We start from the raw sequence: 22,122 nt of genomic DNA, 5'->3' as shown, positions 1-22,122 counted from the left end.
GCGCGCGGCAACGCAGGGAACTGTCTTCGGCGATCTTGTGTGCTCGTGTCTTGAGTGAGGAGCGTGCTGGACACAAAACCTCTTAGTGCAGCTTCACGCCGGCTGCAGATACCCATCCAGCGCGGCACGCACCACGTACAACATGTCGGTGCGGGGTACCGGCCGAGTCAGGCGTGTCATCAAGCGACGCGCCTGGGTCTGCCGCACCCACGGCTGATCCTGCAGCCATAACTGCGTCTGCAGCATGTCCGCGCGTTCCTTGCGGCTTTCTGCCGAAGGCACCACACGGTTGCGCAGATACTGCCGCGTCTCGCCAAGCGAGCGCGACCATTCAATCCCCGGCAACGCCGACAGCCACAGGTTGGAGCACGATGCGGCGGTGAGCGTTTGTCGTGCCGCGCGCAGCCGTAGCAGTGCAGGACAGACCCCACGCAGGCGTGCCATCACCGCAGCCGGTACCACTGCGCGGTAATAGCGCTGCAGCAACAGCAATGGCGGCAGCGCCCACCATGGCGGCATGGAGCTGTCTTCCCACAATGCTTCCCAATCGCGCGTCCCCATGCGCGTTGCCAGCATGGCAAGATCATGCAAATGCATCAGGCGAAGATTGCGATGGCAGATGCCGCCTGCCGCGTGTAGCAGCAAGTGACACATCAATGCACCGATGGACGGGTAGGGGTTCAAACCCGGTTGCGGGTGCTCCGGCCGGATCAGCGCAGTGATCTCCACGCGGCTCACCGGCAAACGTTCCTGGATGCGCGTATGCAATTCGATATTGATCGGCGCATCGCGGTGTTCGCCCAACCCAACCACGGCCTCGCCCTGCACCGGCTTGAAGACCTGGTGCTTCCACTGTTCGAAAGAGGCGACATAGCCGAGTTCGCACAACAACGCGGCCGTTGCAGGCGCATCTTCCGGTTCCACCAGCAGGTCGATATCGGCCATTGGGCGATCGCCGGGCAGATACACGCCCAGCCGATGCAAGGCGGTGCCTTTCAGGCCCACCAGCGCAATGCCGGCACTGCGCGCAGCGGCGTCGATGCGGGTCAACAGCAGCGCGATACGCCGATGGCGGTCTTCGACATGGCCACGCTGTTCGCTCAGGAAGGCGTTCCATTCGGCGTTCTGCCACAACGAGCGGCGCTGCAGCAGTGGCGACACGCCATGTGCTGCCGCTGCTGCCGCCGCCAACTGCCATTGCAGCCGGTCCCACTGCGGCAAGGCGTCGCTCGGCTGGGCCAGCTCCTGAGCCAGTCGCTCGGTCGCCGTGTGCAGGCGGTGCTTGATGGTGCGAAGGGATGGCTGCATGCGCGTGGTCCGGGTCAGGCGAAACGATGGAGGAGACAGAGTGAGAGCGGGCCAGTGTTAGCTCACCAGCACGGTGGCCAACTGCCGTGGCTCACGCGCAGCACTGTGGGTCAGCGGTGCGGTGCGGTGCTGGCCTTCGCAGGCGATCAAGGCCGACCAGCGCGCTTCCAGCTGGTCCGATGCCTGTGCAAACGCATCATCCGTCATCGTGGCGCGCGCCTGTTGCAGGTCAACCTGCGTGTGTAACAGATCGCGCACGCTGCGATAAAACTCCGAGTCATACGCGCCACGGAACATCATCGCCAGGTCGTCGCTGTCCTGCCAATGGGTTTTGCTGCCGAGCTGATTTTTCACTTCTTCGTAGAATTTTGTGCCGGGCAGGGGGTACGACACACTGACCCCGATGATGTCCGGGTTGGCCTGCGTCACCAGCGCGCGCGTGGCCAGAATGTCGTCGAGCTCTTCGCCCAGATAGCCGAGCTGGATAAAGAAGCCCACGCGGATACCCTGCGCACCCAGGCGCTCACGCGCGGCGATCACTTCGCCAACCTGCGTGCCCTTGGTCATCTTGTCGAGAATGCGTTGGCTGCCGCTTTCGGCACCGATCCAGGCTTCTGCGCAACCGGCGCGCGCCAGCGCTGCGGCCATGCGCTCGCTGGCAAGGTCGGCCCGGGTCTGGATGGTGAAGGGGATCACACCATCGGCATCGCTCAACTGCTGCGCAAAGGTCTCCACCCAATCGATGTGGAAGCCGAAGATGTCATCGGCCATCCAGATGTGGTCGGGCGCAAAGCTCCGTTTGAGGTGAATCATTTCTGCGGCCACCTCTTCGGCGCCGCGTCGCTTGTAGTGATTGCCCCAGATCGGCTTGGCGCACCAGTTGCAACGGAACGGGCAGCCACGCGAAGCCGCCATGTTCAAGCTGAAATAGCCATGCCGCTGGCGCCAGAAACGCTGGTAGCGCGGCATGTCGACCAGATCCCATGCCGGAAGGCCACTCAGGCGTGCGTCCGGCGGTTGCGCGCCGGGATGCACGTGCGCACCTGCAGGTGGGCTGGTGGCAATCTGCGCTACGCCTGTCAGCCATTGGTCGATGGCGATGTCCGGCTGTGCTTCGACGCGCTCAAGCAGGGTGATCAGCGGGGCGATGCCTTCGCCGATCAACACGGCGTGCGCGCCTGCAGCCAGGAATGCATCCGGGTTATCGGACGCATCCGAGCCTGCCACCAGCACGCGGCAGCCGGCGGCGCGGGCTTGCCCGATCATGCTGCAGGCAGCCTCGCGCATCCGGCTCAGGCACATCTTGGTGAGGAAGTTGAAGTTGTCTTCGTAGAACACCACCAGATCCGGCTGCGCCGCATGCAGTGCAGGGGTGTAGTCCTCTACATCGTCGGCCAGCATCGCATCGAACAGACTCAACGCATGCCCGCGCTCGCGCAGCAGCGCAGCGATCTGCAACGTCGCCAGTGGGGGGTAGGGCTTGCCGCGCTCCCATTGCTTGGGGTCGTAACGCAGGAAATACGAATGACTGACCTGAATCTTTAGCATCTGCACAAGGCTCTCGTTCTGTCGCTAGGTGGGCGCAGCGGCGGCGTGCGCAGACACCGGCATTCGGCTCAGCAGTAGGTGCGCATGCAGGCGCCTTTGGTTGCGTAGCGTTGTGCGCAGGCATGGCCTTGGGCGATGCAACCTTTCTGTAGAAAATCAGCACACACCGGCTGATTTCCGAGCATTGGATAAACGCATGCCGCAATCGGCTGCATGGGCGCAACACACGCCGCTGAGTGATGTCACCACCGCTAGTGCAACAGGGGCTGCAGTGGCGGCAGATCCGTTCGGCGAACATCGTCCGCGGCGCTTAACCGTGCGCCGGCAGATTCTCGGCGCGCTGTTCCATTTCCAAAGCGATAGCCAAGCGCTGCTGGCACTGGTCGATGCCGCCTATGCCGGCTTGCCCGCGCATCGCTTGCCGGGCGCGCCAGAATTTCATGTCACATTGGACCTGCTGCCGCGTGCGCCGGGCAGCATCGGTGCAGAACCGGCGGCGGTACGCACGCACGCCAGTGGTGGCCTGTTGTGCGGCGTCATGGATGCCTGCAATTACCTGATGCTGTCGGTGCCACAGCGCCGCGCAATGCTGGTGGTATCGGAGGACATGCTCGCCCATGCGTATCACGTGCGTTACGAGTTGATCGAATTTGCCGTGTTCCTGCTGGCCGCGCGTGGCATCGGGCTGGTGCCGTTACATGGCGCCTGCGTCGGTCGACGCGGCCGTAGCGTGTTGCTGCTCGGTGCAAGTGGTGCGGGAAAGTCGACATTGGCCTTGCACAGCCTGTTGCATGGCCTGGAGTTCATCGCCGAAGACGGCGTGTTCGTGGCGCCGGAGAGCTTGCTGACCACCGGCGTCGCCAATTTCCTGCATCTGCGTGCCGAAGCGCTAGCGCTGGTCGATGCGCAGACGTGCGCATGGATCAGCGCATCGCCGGTGATCCGGCGCCGCAGCGGCGTGGAGAAATTCGAGGTTGATATCCGCCATGGTCATGGGCATCTCGCGCCCAATCCCATGCAGTTGCATGCGGTGGTCATGGTGTCCAGGGCACCGGCCAGCGTCTCGGCGCAGCGCCTGGTCGCGGTACCGGCCAAGCAAGTCGCTGCCTGCCTGACCCACGATCAACCCTATGCTGCCGGTCAGCCCGGCTGGCAGCGGTTTGTCGAACAGGTGCAGCGCATCGGCATGTTTACATTGTACCGTGGCACGCATCCGCAGGCGTCGGTGGATGCGCTGCTGCAGCTGTTGCAATGAGCGCTCGCCTGCAAGCGTGCCGCGGCGCGAATGGCCCACAGACCGTCGTGGCGTATCGGCGGACTGCATGTTGCGCGCGGCTGAGCTGCAGGCAATGACTGCGCAGCAACGCATGCGCACCATGCTGCACCAGTTCGCCAATACCTTGTTGCCGGCGGACATGCCGACGATTGCGCTGTACGTCGCGTTATCACTGGCCGCCGCGCTGGCTGGCAGCATCGTGGCCGTATGCCTGCTGCCGCTGGTGCAGCCCGGCCACAGCGTGCAACTGGTTGGCTATCGCCTGGCATTGCCGGGTGGATTGACGATGCAGGCGGGCTTGTTCGTGGCGGTGAGCCTGCTGTTTGCCGCATTGCGCTGGCAGAGCGCTCGGCTGGCCGCGCGCTTGACCAGCCGCTATGCCATCGGCCTGCGCACACGCGTGCATGCGGCATTAATCGACGCGCCATTGAACGCTTTGTCCGGTGCCAGCTCGGCAGAAATCGCCAATGTGCTCACCTACAACATCGAGATCGCAACGCAAGGCTTCAGCGCCGTACTGCAGCTCTTGGTCGCGGCGATCACTGCCCTGGTGAGCGTGTGCATCGCGGTACTGATCGCACCTGCGCTGTTGATCGCCACACCGTTGCTGGCGGTGCTGGCTTGGTTGGGCTTGCGTATCTCCAGCAGCGATGCACAGGCGCGCATCAGCCGTATCTATGTGGCGGATATGACCCGGTTATTCTGGCTGAGCGAAGATTTTCCGCGTCGTTTGCGCCACGTGCGTTCGTTTCAGCGCGAAGACCTCGAAACCAGTCATTACGAGCGCATTTCGGCGCGATTGGGATATGGCTATGCGCAACAGCAAGAGCTGGTTGCCGGCAGCCGACTGCTGCTCGAGCTCACTGCGGTGATCGCCATCGCCGGCATTCTGGTGTTGGCCAATCGATGGCAGGGGGGCGATCGCGCTGCGCTGATCACCGTCAGTCTGTTGCTTGGCCGTTTGCTGCCGTACCTGGTCACCACGCGGCAGAGCGTGCAGCAGTTGCGTTCGGCATGGCCGGCGCTGCAGTTGTGGCGCCGCTACGTGGACCTGGGCGCTGCGCGTGCACATGCACCGGAAGAAACGGCCGAGCCGCTGGCGGCCGCGCTGCATATCGAACACATCGGGCTGGCGCCACCGCTGCCCCGGCTCGCGCTCGAATCGATGGTGTTGGTGCCAGGTCAGATGACGCTGGTGGTGGGCATCTCCGGCGTGGGCAAGAGTAGCCTGATGGATGTGCTTTCCGGCCAGACGCCCCCGGCGCAATTCGTGGCGCACACGGGCGGGCGCCGGCTGACGTTTTCCACGTATCGACATCTTGTGCGACATAGCGCGTATATCGGCCAAGGCGTACGGCCGTGGCAGCGCACGGTACGCGAGTGCCTGCAGTGGGCGCTGCCCGGTGTTTCCGATGCACGCATGTGGGAGGTGCTGGATGATGTCGGCCTGGGTGCGCGGCTGCAGCTCGATGCGCAAGGCCTGGATGCGCCGATTCATGCAAAGGACGGGCGACTGTCTGGCGGCGAATCGCAACGCCTGCTGCTGGCGCAGGTCCTACTGCGGCGGCCGACCCTGGCGGTGCTGGACGAAGCAACTAGCGCGCTGGACGCCGATGCCGAACATCAGGTGCTAAGCACCTTGCGCGCGCGCCTGCCATACACCGTGCTGATTGTCGTTTCGCATCGCACCAGCTTGGCCGCAGTGGCCGATCGCACCGTGACATTGGGTGGTGCGCCTGTTGGACAGGTGCATATCAGCTCCCCGGAAATTGCCACACAGTACGACATGCGCTAGGCGCGTCACACGCTGTCGGGTCGCTTGCTCCGCCAGTGGCTGACAAAACATGGTGTTTTACTCGTGAGGTCTGCGTCTTTGGTGTGCAGGGCCCGTGTGGGTAAGCTGCGCTGCCCATCGGCCGCAGACGCCAGGCGATCGCGCAGCGGTTCATTCGCCGCAATCAACCCGCAATCTCTTCCAGCGCACGATTGCGCGTGCGCGGCCCGAACACTGCAATCACGCTCGCCACGATCGACATGCTGAGCGCGATGAAGGCCAGGACGCCATGGCTGCCGACCTGCGCCAGCAGCCAACCGATCAGCACGCTGCTCACTGCCGTGGACAAGCGGCTGAACGAATAGCACAAGCCCACCGCACGCGCACGCAAACCGGTGGGGAACAGCTCGGCCTGATAGCCATGATAGGCAAAGCTCATCCAGGCATTGCAGAACGCGACCATGGCCCCGCACATCACCATGCCCACTGCCTGATGCTGTAACGCGAACAGCCCACCGAACAGCACCGCGCCCAACGCCGATGCGGTGATCTGCCATTTGTTTTCCCAGCGCTGCGCAAACCGCAGCAACAGCAACGGCGCTAGCGGGTAGGCCAGCGAGATCGCAAACGAATACGCCAGGGTCTTGGTCACCCCGGCTCCAGTGCCCTGCGCCGAGATCAGCGCCGGCAGCCAGTTACCGAAACCGAAAAAGCCGATTGCCTGAAACACATGGAACACCACCAACATTCCGATGCGCCCGCGATACGGCGCCTGCCATAGCAGCGATGTCGGCATGACGCCGGCAGGCGAGGGCACGACCCACTGCGGCTCGGGTAATGGCGCCCCCACATCGCGCATGCAGCGCGCCTCCAGCTCGGTCACCACTGCATCCGCTTCCGCATGTCGGCCATGCGCGGCCAGCCAGCGCGCCGATTCAGGTAAGCGGCTGCGCAGCCACCAGATCGCCAGCGCAAACACGCCGCTGAGCAACACCACCCAGCGCCAGCCGCTCACACCCAATGGCGCATACGGCACCAACATCCACGCGGTCAGCGCGACCGTGGGCACCGCCAGAAATTGCACGAAAAATGCGAATGCGAACGCCGCACTTCGCATGTGCCGCGGCACCAATTCGGACAGATAGGTGTCGATGGTCACCAGCTCGATCCCCAACCCGATGCCGACCACAAAGCGCAGCACGATCACACCGGTGGCGGTGCTCTGCAGGCCCATCGCCACGGTTGCGGCGGTGTACCAGATCAGGGCGAAGGTGAACACCGGCCGACGCCCGAACCGGTCGGCAAACGGGCTCAAGAGTGCGGCACCCACAAACAGCCCAAGGAAGGTGGCGGCCGCAAATGCGGCTTGATCGGACATGCCGAACGCTCCGTCCGCGCCGCCGGCAAAAATGCCGTCACGCATCAGCCCGGGGCTGATGTAGGCGGTCTGGAACAGGTCGTACAACTCGAAAAACCCGCCCAGCGCCAGCAACCCCACCAACCGCCACAGCGTCGCGCTGACCGGCAACCGATCGATCCGCGCCGCGATCTGCGCGGAAAGCGAGGGCTGTGCAAGGGCAGGCGAGGCAGTCAGAGACATGGGCGAACAACCGCAGGCAGGGCGCGCCCATCATAGCCAGCGTCCGGATCCGGTTGCGGTCTAGCTTCGTCGCGCAGTCAATGCGTTCGTCTGCGGGCGAGAGGGCGCCAGGCATTCAGCACGGAGCAGGCGGCGAGGGGAGAGCAATTCGCACCCTGCACCAGCAACATCAGCAGCAGCCAGCAGGCGATCAAGCAGAAGGCAGAAGGCAGAAGGCGAGCAGTCTGCACTAACCACCAGCGTGCCCAGCTAGAGCCCCTCGCCCCTCGGGGCGAAGAGGCACGGCTTGCGCGCCATTGGCGCGACCGTGCTGCAAGCTCGTCCCCGGAGCGCGCCGCGGGGGTCGAGGGTTCGGTGCAAATCGTTCAGCAGGCCGCGCACCACTCCGCTCCGATCGCAGCCGGCGCGAGGCACGCATGCGCTGACACTTGTGTCGAAATGAGGCGCTCGCGGAAACGGAGCGACCGCGACCGCATCGTCACCGAAGCGCTCCCCCAGCCCGCAGACACAACGCGCTCCGCCAGCAGCACGCTCAACACCGCAGCGACTTCTTGTCAGAGCCCACACCCCATCCGTTGTCCGACTGCTGGAATGCTGTAATCCCCCTCAGCACCCGCCAAGCCGCTGGCAAAGCCGCCAGGCCAGCCCCATCTCTTGCTCATCACTCTCTCCGGAGTCATCCGATGACCCCCATTTCCGTGCTCGATCTGGCGCCAGTTTGCGAAGGCAGCGAGACCACCCAGGCCTTCGCCAATATGCTCGATCTGGCCCAGCATGCCGAGGCTTGGGGCTATCAACGCTATTGGCTGGCAGAGCACCACAACATGCCGGGCATCGCCAGCGCTGCTACTGCCGTGTTGATTGGTCATGTCGCTGGCGGCACCAAGACCATCCGTGTCGGTGCCGGCGGTATCATGTTGCCCAACCACGCACCGCTACAGGTGGCCGAACAATTCGGCACGCTGGCCTCGCTGTATCCGCAGCGCATCGACCTGGGCCTGGGCCGCGCGCCCGGTACCGACCAGCCCACCGCACGCGCCCTGCGGCGCTATTTCGACAGCGCCGATCACTTTCCGCAGGACGTGGCCGAATTGCTGCGCTATTTCGCGCCGGCAGTACCGGGGCAACTGGTCCAAGCCGTTCCCGGCGCCGGGCTGGAGGTGCCGGTGTGGCTGCTGGGATCGAGCCTGTTCAGTGCACGCCTGGCGGCAGCGATGGGCTTGTCGTTTGCGTTCGCCTCACACTTTGCACCCGACGCGATGGACGAAGCGGTGGCGATCTATCGCCGCGAATTCCGCCCATCCGCACAGCTCGCCAAGCCGCACGTCATGCTGGCCTTGAATGTAGTGGCGGCCGACACCCAAGCGCAGGCACGGCGTCTGTTCACGACTCAGCAGCAGAGCTTCGTCAATCTGCGTCGGGGCAAGCCGGGCAAGATCCCCGCGCCCATCGACGACATCGACAGCTTCTGGCAGCCACATGAGCGCGTGGGCGTAGAGCGTGCACTGGCCTGCACGGTACTCGGCGATGGCGAGCAGATCACACAAGGCGTGGCCGATTTCATTGAGCGCCACACGCCGGACGAACTGTTGTTCACTGCCAACATCTACGATCACGCCGCGCGCTTGCGCTCTTTCGAAATTGCCGCTGCAGCATGCCGCGAGCTGGATGTGACTTTGGCGTGATTCACGTCGCTTTGCGCGGCGATCCGCTGTGATGCGTGCACATTCATTGGGAAGACCAGCATGCAATTCCAGGAACGCAGCGAGAGTATCAAGCAGTTGGCCGAATTGATCCGCGGCGTGGACATCGCGATGTTCACGACCGTGTCGGCCGACGGCAAACTGGTGAGCCGCCCGCTGGGCACCCAGGAAGTCGAGTTCGACGGCGACCTGTGGTTCGCCACCGCCGCCGACAGCCCGAAAGTAGCGGAAATTGCCGCCGATCCGCGCGTCAACGTGGCCTATGCCTCGGCCTCGAAAAACACCTATGTCTCGGTGGCCGGCACTGCGCGTGTGGTCCATGACCGTGCCAAGATCGAAGAACTGTGGTCGCCGGCGATGAAGGTGTTTTTCCCGGGTGGCAAGGACGACCCGAACCTACGTTTGATCCACGTGCGCGCCGAATCGGCCGAATACTGGGATGGCCCCAGCGGGTTGCTCGGCAAGGCACTGTATTTCGTGATGACAGCGGTGACTGACGATACCGGCAGCCTGTCGGACAACCGCGTGGTCGATCTGAAGTAACGCCGTTAGAAAGGCGCCGGACGCCTTGCGCTCAGCGCCAGGCGTCCGGCCACCAATCGCGGATCAGGTCCACCAACTGGTCGGAGGTGACCCCGAAGACGGCCACCGAGATCAGCGCAGCTGCCCAGCCCACCAGCATCAGTGCGCCGTCGCGCTCGAGCAGGGCCAGCGCAAATAGCAGCAGGATCAAGCCGAAAAGATAGTTGGTGAACGGGATCGGCAGCGTCAGCAAAATGCCCACCAGCACCAGCAGCAAGCCGGTAAATACTTGCGCCGGCATTCGGTCCAGCATGCCGCGCAGACGCGGTTTGAGCAGGCGATCCAGGCGTTGCAGCGTCGGCCCCAATTTGGAGACGAAACGCTGGCTGGTGCGACGGCGCGGCCCACGTTTGCCGATGAAGCGCGGTACCCACGGCTTGCGTAGGCAGCACATCATTTGCAGGCCGATCAGGATCGTCAGCGGCCCGCTGATGCCACCGGCAACCCCGGGAATCGGGATGAACGAGGGCAGGATCGCCAGAAACAGGAACACGCCGAAGGCGCTTTGCTGCAGATCGGCCAAGATCTCGCGGACACGTAACACCTGGTCCGGGTCGCCTTCGCTGAAGGCCGCCAACAAGCTGCGGATGCCTTCGTTGCGGTAACGCATCTGCTCGCTGGTGTCGTCGCGCGGCGCGCTGCCGTCACCCGACGATGTCATCGCTGTCCTCGTCGCCTAGCCGGCGCAACAGCAGCTTATCCACGCGCGCACCATCCAGGTCCACGATCTCGATGCGCCAGCCGGCCCAATCGAAGAATTCGCCGGCCTGCGGAATGCGTCCGAAGTAATAAATGCACAGGCCCGCAAGCGTGTGGTAGTCGCCTTCATCAGCGTCCGGCAAGTCGGCGCCGAGCACTTCGCGGAGTTCTTCCACCGGCAGCGAGCCGTCGATCAGCAGCGAGCCGTCGGCACGCGTGATCACCAGTGCGTCTTCGTCGGTGTTTTCCACCGCCTGCAGACGGCCGACCACCGCGCCCATCAGGTCGCTGATGGTCACCAATCCGCGGATTTCGCCGTATTCGTCCACTACCAGCGCCATCGACTGCTGTTCTTCGCGGAAGATTTCCAGCAGCTTCATCGCATGCGTGGATTCGGAGACGAACAAGGTATCGCGCAGTGCCTGGAACAGGTTCTCGCCGTGCCCGCCCATGCGCGTAACCAGCGATTTGACTTCCAGCACGCCGGCAATGTCCTGGTCGCTGCCGCGGTAGACCGGGTAACGCGAAAATTCGTGCTCGCGCATCACCTGCAGATTGCGTTCCGGCTCGGCGTTGGCATCCAGCCAGGCGATGCGGTTGCGCGGGGTCATCAGGCTGTCGGCGGTGCGGTCGCCCAGCCGCATCACGCGATTCATCATGTCGCGCTCGTGCGTATCGATCACCCCGGCTTCGTGGCTTTCGGCCACCAGCATGCGGATCTCTTCTTCGGTGACCGAGGCCGACTCGTTCTTGCCCATGCCCAACATGCGCAGGACCAGCCGGGTGGAGCGCGCCAGCACCCACACCCCGGGCGCGGCAATCTTGGCCAGCCAGGCCATCGGCACCGCAACGAAGCCGGCGATGTCTTCGGAATTGCGCAGCGCCAGCCGCTTGGGCACCAGCTCGCCGAAGATCAGCGTCAGGAAGGTGATCAGCGCCACCGCCAGGGTGCTGCCGATGACAACCGAGTAAGGACGCGGCTTGCCGACCAGTTCGAACGAGGCGGCCAAGGCCGGGAACACACCCTGCAGCCAGCTGGCGATGGCCTCACCGATCGCTTCGCCGCCGAACACGCCGGTCAGGATGCCGATCAGGGTGATACCGATCTGGACCGTGGACAGGAAGTTTTCCGGACTTTCCGCCAATGCCAGCGCCCGCGCGGCACGCTTGCTGGAGCCGGCCATCTGCTTCAGGCGGCTCTTGCGCGAGGTCATCAACGACATCTCCGACATGGCGAAGAAGCCGTTCAACACAATCAGGGCGATGACGATTAAAAACTCAACCACGGGCGTCTTCCCCGGTCAGTGAAGGGGAGGGCGGGGGAGCACTGGGTCTGCCGGCGGGCGCATGGGCCGGGCGGCAACACGGGGGGATAGGGTCGTCTTCCATAGGGTGCACCCGAAGGCGCGGGGGCATGTTACCAAACCCCAGAGTGGTTCGAGTTGGGAAATGCCGATGTGAAGGCCGGTTCCCGTCCCGAGATACCCAGGAAGGTCATGGAACGGTCATAATTCGCGCCTGGCGCCGTCTCTCCCTCGACGGCAGGAAGTTGTCCACCCATGTTCTCGTTGCAGACCATCTTCGGTTCCGGCAAGCAGTTCTATGCGCTTCTGAACGAAGCGGCGCAGGCCGCCTACGACAGCACCAAGGCGTTGCACGCCATGATGCGCGAGTCCGACCGCCAACCCGCGCTGGACGCCTTCAAGCTGGCCCGCCTGCGCGAACGCGCTGCCTCCGACAAGATCGGCCAGGCGCTGGTGGACAGCTTCATGACCCCAATCGAGCGCGAAGACATCGAAGCGCTGGGCTCTGCGCTGTACAAGATCCCCAAGCAAGTCGAAAAATTCGCCGACCGCTATTCGCTGGCGACCAAGCACCTGGAACACATCGACTTCGCTCCGCGCGCAGCGATGCTGGAGCAGGCTGCCGGGGTGGTGGTGGAGATGGTGACCGACCTGCCGCACATGAACATCGACCGCATGACCGCGCTCAACGACAAGCTGCGCATGCTCGAAAACGAAGCCGACCGGCTGATGCTGGAGCTGTACCGCGACATCTATTCCGGTCGCCTGGACACGCTGCAGATGTTCCTGCTCAAGGAGTTCTTCGAGATCCTGGAAAAAGCCATCGACCGTTGCCGCGAGGCAGGGGTGGTGGTCTACCAGATCGTGCTGAAGAACAGCTGAGGTCGCCGCGTGCTTACCTTAGTTCTGGTGGTGATCCTGGCTGCGTTGGTGTTCGAATTCATCAACGGCTTCCACGACACCGCCAATTCCATCGCCACCGTGGTCGCCACCAAGGTGCTTTCGCCCGGTTGGGCGGTGATGCTGGCGGCCGGCATGAACCTCATCGGCGCGCTGACCGGCACTGCCGTGGCGCTGACGATCGCCTCGGGCCTGCTCAACACCAACGTGGTCGAAGTCACACCGCAGGTGATTCTGTGCGCGCTGCTGGGCGGCATCATCTGGAACCTGATCACCTGGTGGAAGGGTCTGCCGTCGTCGTCTTCGCATGCCCTGATCGGTGGCCTGTGCGGCGCTGGCCTGGCCGCGGCGCACAATAACTGGGACGCGTTGATCTGGTCGGAAAGCGTCGGCAGCTGGGCCAAGAACAAGGGCCTGTTGTGGAAGGTGTTCGTGCCGATGATTACCTCGCCGATCGCCGGTTTTCTGCTCGGTATCGTGGTGATGGTGCTGCTGTGGGCGATCATCGCCGGCATGGCCAAGCTCGGCGGCCGGATCGGGCGGCTGGCGCGGCCGCGCTGGGTCAATGCGTTCTTCGGCAAGGCGCAGATCGCCTCGGCCGCCTACATGGGCTACGCGCACGGTCACAACGACGCGCAGAAGACCATGGGCATCATTGCGATGACCTTGATCGGCGCACAGTCGGCCGGTGCGTTGGACGATCTGCCGAGCTGGCTGTCGTTCCTGCATCCGGGCACCGGCCTGGCCGCTGGCGCCGGCATCCCCATGTGGATCGTGCTGACCTGCGCAGTGGTGATGGCCGCTGGTACCGCCTCGGGCGGTTGGAAGATCATCAAGACGCTCGGCCACAAGATGGTCAAGCTGCATCCCATCCATGGCTTTGCCGCAGAAACCAGCTCGGCGACGGTGCTCACCGTGGCGGCGCATTTCGGCATGCCGGTGTCCACGACGCACAGCATTTCCACCGCCATCATGGGCGTGGGTTTTGCCAAGAACCCGCGTTCGCTGCGCTTGGGCGTGATCGAGCGCATCGTCTGGGCCTGGATTCTGACCATCCCGGCGGCTGGCGGCGTGGCGTACCTGATCCTGATGCTGTTCGAACTGTTCGGCTGGACCTGAGCCGTGTCGCGGTGCGGTCACGCACCGTGGGCACGCTACGATGCCGTTACCGCGTAGATCCGCTCCCGGTGGGTCTGCCCGCATGTGATGAGTGAGACCCTTCCGCGATGATGCTGGCCTTGGTGTGCGTGTTGTTCGGGTTCGCCTGGTTGATCGATCGCCGCGGATTGCGGCGCTTTTCCCGCGTGTTGGGTCTCGCCAGCGTGTTGCTGGTGTTTGCTGTCGGCTGCGGCCCGTTGCCTTCGTGGATGCTGCAACACCTGCAGCACACCGGGGTCAACGATTTCAACGCCTGGGGCGCGCGCAACGTCATCGTGTTGCTGGGCGCCGGCACCGTGCGCCCGGAAGGCCGTGACGCGGTAGCCGAAGCCAATCTGTTTGCCTACGGCCGCATCGTCGAGTCGGCGCGGCTGTATCAGCAATGCCGGCACAGTGGTGGCGACTGCAAGATCGAGATCAGTGGCGGCGACGCGCGCGGCCTGGGTCTGTCCGAAGCGGTGGTGTATCAGCGCGTGTTGGTTGGCGTGGGTATTCCGGGGGCGGACTTGATCATGGAGCCTTCGAGCATGAACACGTGGCAGAACGCGCAATTCAGCCAGCCCCTGCTGCGCGCATACCGGCCTGATCGCATCGTGCTGGTGTCATCGGCAACGCATCTGCGCCGCGCCGAATTGTATTTCCGCCATTTCGGCATCGACGCCACGCCGGTGCGCGCGGATTGGTTGACCGCTAGCTGGTCGATCCTGCCGCAGAGCTACAACTTCACCCTGGCCGATGTCGCCCTGCACGAATACCTGGGCATTGCGCGCTATCAGCTCTACCAATGGATGGGCTGGAACGTCAAAGCGACCGTGCCTGGCGCAGTGTGAGCGCAACGGTATCTCGCTAATCCAGCGCCGGACGTTGATACGCCCGGCGCTGGATGCGCTCAGCGTGTTTCGTACATCGCCTTGACGTCGGTGCGGAACGCGCTCTGGCTGTCTGCACGGTTGTAGAACATGTGGCCGCCCGGATATTCGCGCACTTGCACGCGTTTCGGGTCGCTGCCCATTGCCGGCATCTGATCCACCGTCAAGACCGACCCCATGAACGGGCAGGAGAGGTCGTTCCAGCCGTGCGCGATCAACACGCGCAACTTCGGGTCGATCGCCACCGACTGACGCAACTGGGTCACCGCACCCTTGCGCAGTTCGTCGTTCCAGTCCCAGAGTTTGTTGACGTCGTAGTTGAGCGCGCGATATTGCGCATCGATCTTCCAGCCGACCACACGGGTGACGAAGTCCACCATCGCGGTGGTGGTGGGTGCAATGATGCTGTCCAGCAGCGGGTCGTTGGCGCGTTGTTCGGCATCGTTGGGGAACGGGTCGAAGGCGGTCACGTTGGAATCGTAACGGCTGCCCAACTCGCCCTTGTCGCGAAACACCTCGCGCAGATACGCCTGGGTTTCCAGGCGCCCGCCGGAGCGGCGCACGTACGCCGGGTCCAGCCCGGTCATCCGGGTGACCTGCTGCAGCATCGCTTCGGTGGCCTGCGGGTCGGTGCGGCCCTTCATCAGTGCCACCGCGTAATCGCTGCGCGTGTAGTCAATGACCTGGCGCATTGCGCTGTCGCTGAGCTGGCCCTGGCGCTCCAGGTGTGCGGCAGCGATCGATGGCAAGGTCAGCATCCATGCCAGGGGCGACACATCGCTGTTGTCGTCCAGGGTCGGATTGAGATACGGCGACACCAGCACCACGCCGTTCATCGCCACGCCCAGTTGTGTCTGCAGGTAATGAGTGATACGTGGCCCGCGAAAGCCGCCATAGCTTTCGCCGACCAGATACTTGCGCGCCTGCAGGCGGCGGTTCTTGAGCAGCCAGTCGTAGATCACCCGCGAGAGATATTCCACATCTGCCTGCGGGTTGTAGAACTGCTTCTTGGCATCGTCGTCGCCGATCAGCGCGCGGCTGAAGCCGGTGCCCACCGGATCGATGAACACCAGGTCGGTGAAGTCCAGCCACGTACCCGGGTTGTCGCGCAGCGTGGCAGGTGCTGACGCGCTGTCGCCTTCGGCGCCGAAACCGACGATCTTCGGCCCGATCGCGCCCATGTTGAGATACACCGATGCGGCGCCCGGTCCACCGTTCAACGCGAAGGTGACCGGGCGGTCCTTGCCGTCGACGGTGTAGGCGGTGAATACCACTTCGCCCGTGGTCTTGCCCTGTGCATCGCGCACCGGCAACGTGCCGACCGTGGCGGTATAGCTCAGGCTACGGCCGGCCACACGCGTGCTCTGACGCACACTGGCATCGGCGGGCAGAGGCGCTTGTTTGGCGGCAGCAGCCTCGGGTTTGGCATCGCTTTTATCGGCTTTATCTGGCGCATCGGCCAGCGCCGTCCCGCTGAGTAACACACACGCCAGCAGACAGGCACGAAGAATGGAGGGCATGGGCAACGACTTCGGGGCAGGGAAGCGCCCGATGCTAGCCCGCTGCAGAGCCTGGTGAATGTGCAAGAAGGCACGGGTGTCGCGCGGACCGCAGCCTTCAGTCTCGGCAAAGGAATTCAGAATGAGCGGCCTGAAAGTACGCCGCATTCGGAAAAATGGGCAGCCCCCCCTTTTGCCCTCGGGAGAAGGTGCCCGGCAGGGGCGGATGAGGGTGCGGGCGGAGTCTCCTGCCATCATTTGCAAGTCGCTTCGTCCGTGCGCTCACCCCAACCCCTCTCCCGACGGGAGAGGGGCTTTCGCTTTCGAGGCGTCTAAAACTCCAGTTTTCAGACTTCCAGCGACGCCAGATCGCCCTTGGTTTCCAGCCACTGCTTGCGGTCGCTTGCGCGCTTCTTGGCCAGCAGCATGTCCATCAACGAACGCGTCTGCTCACCATCGTCGATGGTCAGCTGCACCAGCCGGCGCGTGTCCGGATGGATGGTGGATTCGCGCAACTGCTGCGGGTTCATCTCGCCCAGGCCCTTGAAGCGGGTGACACTGATCTGGCCCTTCATCTTCTCGCGCGCGATCTTGTCCAGCAGCGTGGTCTTTTCTTCTTCGTCCAACGCATAGAACACCTGCTTGCCCACGTCCACGCGGAACAGCGGCGGCATTGCCACGAACACGTGGCCGGCGGCCACCAGCGCGGGGAAGTGCTGCAGGAACAGCGCTGTCAACAGCGTGGCGATATGCAGGCCATCGGAGTCGGCGTCGGCCAGGATCACCACCTTGCCGTAGCGCAGCCCGGTGATGTCGTCCTTGCCCGGATCGCAGCCGATCGCGATCGCCAGGTTATGTACTTCTTCGGAGGCCAACACGCTGCCGGAAGCCACTTCCCAGGTGTTGAGGATCTTGCCGCGCAGCGGCAGGATCGCCTGGAAATCCTTGTCGCGTGCCTGCTTGGCCGAGCCGCCGGCCGAGTCGCCTTCCACCAGGAACAGCTCGGTGCGCGACAGATCCTGGCTGATGCAATCGGCCAGCTTGCCGGGCAGGGCCGGGCCCTGGGTGACCTTCTTGCGGACGATCTGCTTTTCGGTCTTCAACCGTGCGCTGGCGCGATCGATGGCGATCTGCGCGATCTTCTCGCCGATCTCCACGTTCTGATTCAGATACAGGCTGAAGGCATCGTGCGCGGCGCCTTCGATGAAGCCGGCCGCCTGGCGCGAGGACAGCCGCTCCTTGGTCTGCCCGGAGAACTGCGGGTCGGTCATCTTCAGGCTGAGCACGAAGGTGACCCGGTCCCAGACGTCTTCCGGTGCCAGCTTGACCCCACGCGGCAGCAGGTTGCGGAAGTCGCAGAACTCACGCAGCGCATCGGTCAGGCCCGAGCGCAGGCCGTTGACGTGGGTGCCGTGCTGGGCGGTCGGGATCAGGTTGACGTAGCTTTCCTGTACCAGCTCGCCTTCCGGCACCCAGGCCGCGGCCCAGTCGACGATTTCGGTGTCTTTCTTCAGACTGCCGACGAACAGCTCGGCCGGCAGCATCTCGTGCTCGGCCATCTCGCCTTTCAGGTAATCGCGCAGGCCGTTTTCGAAATACCAGCTGTCCTGCTCGCCGGTTGCTTCGTCGTGCAGCTTCACGGTCAGGCCGGGGCACAGCACCGCCTTGGCGCGCAGCAGATGCCGCAGTGCGCGCACGTTGAACTTGGGCGTGTCGAAATACTTCGGGTCGGCCCAGAAGCGCAGCCGCGTGCCGGTGTTCTTCTTGCCCACGGTGCCGACCACTTCCAGCTTGGAGGCGGCGATGCCGTCGCGGAACTCCATGCGGTGCTCGCTGCCTTCGCGCTTGATGAACAGCTCGACCTTGGTCGACAACGCATTGACCACGCTCACGCCCACGCCGTGCAGGCCGCCGGAAAAGGTGTAGTTGCGGTTGTTGAACTTGCCGCCGGCATGCAGCCGGGTCAGGATCAGTTCCACACCCGGAATCTTCTCTTCCGGGTGCATGTCCACCGGCATGCCGCGGCCGTCGTCGGACACCTCGCAGCTGCCATCCTTGTACAAGGTGACTTCGACCTGCTTGGCGTGGCCGGCCAGCGCCTCGTCGACCGAGTTATCGATCACTTCCTGCGCCAGATGGTTCGGGCGCGCAGTGTCGGTGTACATGCCAGGACGGCGTTTGACCGGGTCCAGGCCCGACAGCACTTCAATATCGGCGGCGTTATAACGGGTGTTCATGCATCTCGTTGGCACGTGAAACGACGCGCAAGTGTGGGGGCTGGGACGATTTTTTGCACGCGACAGGCGTTCAGTGCAGGGCTGGGTGCCACTGGATACCCTGGCGTTGGTTTCGGAACCAAACGTCCCCACCTGAGGATGTCACCGAAGCTAAAGAGGACGCCATGAAGTTCAAGCACATCCTGATGCTCACCCTCGGTGCGGCCGCAGTCGCAGCGCTTCCCGCCATGGCTCAGGCCGCTCCGCAGCAGACCGGGCAGGGCGCCACCGCGCAGAAGGCCGACGACGCGAAGGCCAAGAGCGAAGCCGAGCGCAAGGCCGAACGCCGCGCCGCCGCTGCCGCGCAGAAGCCCAAGGGCGACGTGTCGCCGCGTGAGGAAGAGGAAGAAAAGAAGCCGGCGCGCTGATTCTTCCGCATCGCTCAAGTGGCACGCAGACGCCCCGGCTCCGGCCGGGGCGTCTGCATTTGCGGCCCGCGCAGCATGCACTTTTTCAGCGTGGAATGACCTCGCCACCACGCAACCCTTGGGCATTTGCCCGTCACCCGCTAAACTATGGCTTTCCGGGAGGCTTCAAGCCCCATGACCCCCCTGATTTTTGTTACCGGCGGCGTAGTGTCCTCGCTAGGCAAGGGCATTGCCGCCGCTTCGCTTGCCTCCATTCTGGAAGCGCGTGGCCTGAAGGTCACGATGATGAAGCTGGACCCGTACATCAATGTGGATCCGGGCACGATGAGCCCGTTCCAGCATGGCGAGGTCTACGTCACCGACGACGGTGCCGAAACCGACCTGGATCTGGGCCACTACGAGCGCTACGTGCGCACCCGCCTGTCGCGCAAGAACTCGGTGACCACCGGCCGCATCTACGAAAACGTAATCCGCAAGGAGCGTCGCGGCGATTATCTGGGCGCCACCGTGCAGGTGATCCCGCATATCACCGATGAAATCCGCCGTTGCATCGACGAGGCCACGGCCGGCTTCGATGTCGCGTTGATCGAGATTGGCGGCACCGTCGGCGATATCGAATCGCTGCCGTTCCTGGAGGCGATCCGCCAGGTGCGCACCGAGCGCGGCGCGGAAAAAGCGATGTTCATGCATCTCACGCTGGTGCCGTACATCGCGGCGGCCGGTGAGTTGAAGACCAAGCCGACCCAGCACTCGGTCAAGGAGCTGCGTTCGATCGGCATCCAGCCGGACGTGCTGCTGTGCCGGTCCGAGCAGGCGGTGCCGGATTCGGAGCGTCGCAAGATTGCGCTGTTCACCAATGTCTCCGAGCGCGCGGTCATCAGCTGCCCGGATATCGACGTGCTGTACGGCATGCCGCTGGAATTGCTGCGCCAGGGGTTGGACGAGTTGGTCATCGAGCAGTTCAAGCTACGCGACAAGGTGGCTGCGGCGGATCTGTCCGAATGGGCTGCCGTGGTGGATGCGGTCAAGCATCCGCTGGACGAGGTCACCATTGCCGTGGTCGGCAAGTACGTCGATCACCAGGACGCTTACAAGTCGGTGGCCGAAGCGCTGCGTCACGGCGGCCTGCGTCAGCGCACCAAGGTCAACCTGAAGTGGCTGGAAGCGCAGGATCTGGAAGGCAGCGACATGGCTGCGTTGCAGGACATCGACGGCATTCTGGTGCCGGGCGGGTTTGGCGACCGCGGTTTCGAAGGCAAGGTGCAGACCTCCAAGTTCGCGCGTGAGCACAAGGTGCCGTATTTCGGTATCTGCTACGGCATGCAGGCGGCGGTGGTGGACTATGCCCGCCATGTTGCCGATCTGGATGCGGCCAACAGCACCGAAAACGACCGCCAGTCGCCGCACCCGGTGATCGGCCTGATCACCGAATGGCGCACCGCCACCGGCGAAGTGGAAAAGCGAGACGAAAAATCCGACCTGGGCGGCACCATGCGCCTGGGCCTGCAGGAGCAGCGCCTGAAGCCGGGCACGCTGGCGCGCGAGGTATACGGCAAGGACGTGGTGGCTGAGCGGCATCGTCACCGTTACGAGTTCAACAACCGCTATCGCACGCAGCTGGAAGACGCCGGTCTGGTGATTTCCGGCAAGTCGATGGACGACACCTTGGTGGAAGTGGTGGAGCTGCCGCGCGAAACGCACCCGTGGTTCCTGGCCTGCCAGGCGCATCCGGAATTCCTGTCCACCCCGCGCGACGGCCACCCGTTGTTCATCGGCTTCGTGCGTGCTGCGCGCGAGAAGAAGGCGGGCGGGAAGTTGTTGAAGGAAGCGCGTGCGTGAGCTGTTCCCTTCTCCCCTCGGGAGAAGGTGCCCCTTAGGGCGCGGATGAGGTGTGCCGCAACACACTGGAAGATGGCAGCTGTGATGAACGCGTCGCCACGCGCCAGCCAGGGCAAACCATGGGGCTTCACAAGCGCCCTGCAACCTTACCCTCACCCCAACCCCTCTCCCGATGGGAGAGGGGCTTTAATCCATAGGTGACCTGATGAAACTGTGTGACTTTGAAGTTGGCCTGGATCAGCCGTTGTTCCTGATCGCCGGCCCGTGCGTGATCGAGTCGATGCAGCTGCAGCTCGACGTCGCCGGCAAGCTCAAGGAAATCACCGGCAAGCTCGGTGTCAACTTCATCTTCAAGTCGAGTTTCGACAAGGCCAACCGCACCTCTGGCACCAGCTTCCGTGGCCCGGGCCTGGAAGAGGGGCTGAAGGTGCTGGAGGCGGTGAAGCAGCAGATCGGCGTGCCGGTGCTCACCGACGTGCACGAATACACCCCGATGAACGAGGTCGCCGCCGTCGTCGACGTGCTGCAGACCCCGGCCTTCCTGGTACGGCAGACCGACTTCATCAAGAACGTCTGCGCCGCCGGCAAGCCGGTCAACATCAAGAAGGGGCAGTTCCTGGCGCCGTGGGACATGAAGCCGGTGGTCGAAAAAGCCAAGTCGACCGGCAACGAGCAGATCATGGTCTGCGAACGTGGCGCCTCGTTCGGCTACAACAATCTGGTCAGCGACATGCGTTCGCTCAGCGTCATGCGCGACACCGGCTGCCCGGTGGTGTTCGATGCCACCCATTCGGTGCAGTTGCCGGGCGGGCAGGGCAGCAGCTCCGGCGGCCAGCGCGAGTTCGTGCCGGTGCTGGCGCGCGCGGCAGTGGCCGTGGGCATCTCCGGCCTGTTCGCCGAGACGCATCCGGACCCGTCCAAGGCACTGTCCGATGGTCCCAATGCCTGGCCGCTGGACCGCATGGAAGAACTGCTCGAAACGCTGATGGAACTGGATGCAGTGACCAAGAAGCACGGGTTCGCGCGCTTCGCATGAGGTCCGAGCATCGGCGTTGGCGGCATCGCGTCGCCAACGCCGGCATTGGCGCCATTGGCCATGGGGCTGGGTGGCGTTGGGCCTGTCGCTGACGGCCCGGGCCTGCCTGGCCGTCCTGGCCCTGCTGTTCACCGCCAGCACCGGCATGCCGGGCGACGGCAACCAGGCGATGCAGGCCACGCGCATGCCGATGCTCGTGACGTTGCTGACAGGCGCGTTGATGACGCTGGGCGGTCTTGTCGCCAGTCCGGTCGCGTTCTCCTGCGCCGCCAGTCGGGCGCCGCTGCCATCGCTCTGGCGCTACTGCCGCTGTTGCTGCTGTTATTCGGTTTGTCGCTGCGGGCCTTGAGGGCCGCGTCACCTGATCGCGCCGGCCCTGCCTG

18 protein-coding genes are annotated in these 22,122 nt (G+C 64.0%); 11 read left to right on the top strand and 7 right to left on the bottom strand.

Going from position 1 to position 22,122, the window contains the following annotated elements:
- Positions 1 to 93: 93 nt before the first annotated feature.
- Entirely contained in the window at positions 94 to 1,308 is a 1,215-nt protein-coding gene (locus tag M0D43_RS01910) for a nucleotidyltransferase family protein (RefSeq protein ID WP_252163305.1), read from the bottom strand.
- Between the two features lie 57 nt (positions 1,309 to 1,365).
- Positions 1,366 to 2,862, bottom strand: coding sequence for a B12-binding domain-containing radical SAM protein (locus M0D43_RS01905; protein ID WP_252163304.1), 1,497 nt, complete (start codon positions 2,860 to 2,862; stop codon positions 1,366 to 1,368).
- Between the two features lie 190 nt (positions 2,863 to 3,052).
- Here M0D43_RS01905 and M0D43_RS01900 point away from each other — a divergent pair, with 190 nt between their 5' ends.
- Positions 3,053 to 4,111 (top strand): phosphoenolpyruvate carboxykinase (ATP), encoded by a 1,059-nt coding sequence (locus M0D43_RS01900; protein ID WP_252163303.1) that lies wholly within the window; start codon positions 3,053 to 3,055, stop codon positions 4,109 to 4,111.
- A 94-nt stretch (positions 4,112 to 4,205) separates the two neighbouring features.
- On the top strand, positions 4,206 to 5,927 hold the full coding sequence (locus M0D43_RS01895) for an ATP-binding cassette domain-containing protein (RefSeq protein ID WP_252164936.1): 1,722 nt from the start codon (positions 4,206 to 4,208) through the stop codon (positions 5,925 to 5,927).
- 163 nt (positions 5,928 to 6,090) lie between these two features.
- On the opposite strand, the gene M0D43_RS01890 is transcribed toward M0D43_RS01895, so the two are convergent.
- Positions 6,091 to 7,506 carry an MFS transporter gene (locus tag M0D43_RS01890; protein WP_425510630.1) on the bottom strand — a complete coding sequence of 472 codons (1,416 nt, stop codon included), beginning with the start codon at positions 7,504 to 7,506 and terminating at the stop codon, positions 6,091 to 6,093.
- Between the two features lie 683 nt (positions 7,507 to 8,189).
- Between M0D43_RS01890 and M0D43_RS01885 the strand changes: the two genes are divergently transcribed.
- Together M0D43_RS01885 and M0D43_RS01880 are read left to right on the top strand one after the other, a co-directional pair.
- Positions 8,190 to 9,191, top strand: a complete 1,002-nt coding sequence (locus tag M0D43_RS01885) for an LLM class flavin-dependent oxidoreductase (RefSeq protein ID WP_252163302.1) — start codon at positions 8,190 to 8,192, stop codon at positions 9,189 to 9,191.
- 60 nt (positions 9,192 to 9,251) lie between these two features.
- Positions 9,252 to 9,752: a pyridoxamine 5'-phosphate oxidase family protein gene (locus tag M0D43_RS01880; RefSeq protein WP_101364684.1), complete on the top strand. Its 501-nt coding sequence runs from the start codon at positions 9,252 to 9,254 to the stop codon at positions 9,750 to 9,752.
- A gap of 31 nt (positions 9,753 to 9,783) precedes the next feature.
- Here the strand turns inward: M0D43_RS01880 and M0D43_RS01875 are convergent, their stop codons facing one another.
- Both M0D43_RS01875 and M0D43_RS01870 read right to left on the bottom strand, forming a co-directional pair.
- Complete coding sequence (locus M0D43_RS01875) at positions 9,784 to 10,452, bottom strand: exopolysaccharide biosynthesis protein (protein WP_252163301.1); 669 nt, start codon at positions 10,450 to 10,452, stop codon at positions 9,784 to 9,786.
- Positions 10,436 to 11,776: a hemolysin family protein gene (locus tag M0D43_RS01870; protein WP_260807779.1), complete on the bottom strand. Its 1,341-nt coding sequence runs from the start codon at positions 11,774 to 11,776 to the stop codon at positions 10,436 to 10,438. Before M0D43_RS01870 ends, M0D43_RS01875 begins: the two co-directional genes overlap by 17 nt.
- Before the next feature lie 273 nt (positions 11,777 to 12,049).
- Here M0D43_RS01870 and M0D43_RS01865 point away from each other — a divergent pair, with 273 nt between their 5' ends.
- The 3 genes from M0D43_RS01865 to M0D43_RS01855 all read left to right on the top strand — a co-directional run bounded on the left by M0D43_RS01865 (position 12,050) and on the right by M0D43_RS01855 (position 14,682).
- Positions 12,050 to 12,676 (top strand): DUF47 domain-containing protein, encoded by a 627-nt coding sequence (locus M0D43_RS01865; RefSeq protein ID WP_252163299.1) that lies wholly within the window; start codon positions 12,050 to 12,052, stop codon positions 12,674 to 12,676.
- 9 nt (positions 12,677 to 12,685) lie between these two features.
- Entirely contained in the window at positions 12,686 to 13,813 is a 1,128-nt protein-coding gene (locus M0D43_RS01860; RefSeq protein ID WP_252163298.1) for an inorganic phosphate transporter, read from the top strand.
- Between the two features lie 107 nt (positions 13,814 to 13,920).
- Positions 13,921 to 14,682 carry a YdcF family protein gene (locus M0D43_RS01855; RefSeq protein WP_252163297.1) on the top strand — a complete coding sequence of 254 codons (762 nt, stop codon included), beginning with the start codon at positions 13,921 to 13,923 and terminating at the stop codon, positions 14,680 to 14,682.
- Between the two features lie 59 nt (positions 14,683 to 14,741).
- On the opposite strand, the gene M0D43_RS01850 is transcribed toward M0D43_RS01855, so the two are convergent.
- Together M0D43_RS01850 and parE are read right to left on the bottom strand one after the other, a co-directional pair.
- Positions 14,742 to 16,241, bottom strand: a complete 1,500-nt coding sequence (locus tag M0D43_RS01850; protein WP_252163296.1) for a S10 family peptidase — start codon at positions 16,239 to 16,241, stop codon at positions 14,742 to 14,744.
- Between the two features lie 326 nt (positions 16,242 to 16,567).
- Positions 16,568 to 18,457, bottom strand: a complete 1,890-nt coding sequence (parE, locus tag M0D43_RS01845; RefSeq protein ID WP_252163295.1) for a DNA topoisomerase IV subunit B — start codon at positions 18,455 to 18,457, stop codon at positions 16,568 to 16,570.
- 164 nt (positions 18,458 to 18,621) lie between these two features.
- On the opposite strand from parE, the gene M0D43_RS01840 reads away from it, so the two are divergent.
- The 4 genes from M0D43_RS01840 (at position 18,622) to M0D43_RS01825 (ending at position 22,088) form a co-directional block, all read left to right on the top strand.
- Entirely contained in the window at positions 18,622 to 18,864 is a 243-nt protein-coding gene (locus M0D43_RS01840) for a hypothetical protein (RefSeq protein WP_101364691.1), read from the top strand.
- A gap of 174 nt (positions 18,865 to 19,038) precedes the next feature.
- Complete coding sequence (gene pyrG / locus M0D43_RS01835) at positions 19,039 to 20,703, top strand: CTP synthase (RefSeq protein ID WP_252163294.1); 1,665 nt, start codon at positions 19,039 to 19,041, stop codon at positions 20,701 to 20,703.
- A 205-nt stretch (positions 20,704 to 20,908) separates the two neighbouring features.
- Positions 20,909 to 21,739: a 3-deoxy-8-phosphooctulonate synthase gene (gene kdsA / locus M0D43_RS01830; RefSeq protein WP_252163293.1), complete on the top strand. Its 831-nt coding sequence runs from the start codon at positions 20,909 to 20,911 to the stop codon at positions 21,737 to 21,739.
- Positions 21,740 to 21,815: 76 nt separating this feature from the next.
- A complete protein-coding gene (locus tag M0D43_RS01825) occupies positions 21,816 to 22,088 on the top strand; it encodes a hypothetical protein (protein ID WP_260814268.1) in 273 nt (90 codons plus the stop codon).
- Positions 22,089 to 22,122 lie beyond the last annotated feature (34 nt).

The sequence above is a fragment of the Xanthomonas prunicola genome (genome assembly GCF_025266575.1).
Taxonomy (GTDB): Bacteria; Pseudomonadota; Gammaproteobacteria; order Xanthomonadales; family Xanthomonadaceae; genus Xanthomonas; species Xanthomonas prunicola.
The sequence above is the reverse complement of the archived record's forward strand: the minus strand, read 5'-3'. Positions and strand labels throughout refer to the sequence as shown.